Origin of the sequence: Streptomyces lacrimifluminis, from assembly GCF_014646095.1 — a bacterium.
Lineage (GTDB): Bacteria > Actinomycetota > Actinomycetes > Streptomycetales > Streptomycetaceae > Streptomyces > Streptomyces lacrimifluminis.
In genome coordinates, this window is record NZ_BMMU01000052.1 from 29,627 (window position 1) to 29,911 (window position 285).

General features: G+C 68.1%; 1 protein-coding gene. It reads left to right on the forward strand.

The features are described 5' to 3' along the window. Window positions 1-58: 58 nt before the first annotated feature. Window positions 59-285 (forward strand): transposase (locus IEY89_RS37960; protein ID WP_506004858.1); only part of this gene is annotated, 227 nt, incomplete at its 3' end.

The following is a 285-nucleotide window of genomic DNA, read 5'->3' on the forward strand; positions in this document are numbered from 1 at the left end:
CGAGGACTTCGCCGACTGGTACCCGCGTGACGGGCGTCCGGGTATCTCGCCTGCTCAACTGGCTACCGTCTGTGTGCTGCAGTTCCTGCTCGGCCTGTCGGACCGGCAGGCCGCCGAGGCGGTCCGCTGCCGCATCGACTTCAAGTACGCGATGGCCATGGAGCTGGATGACCCCGGGTTCCATCACAGCGTGCTGGCCGACTTCCGCGATCGTCTCGCCGAAGACGACCGTGCTGACCGCCTCCTCGACCTCGCGCTGGCCCGCCTCAAGGAAGCCGGCCTGGT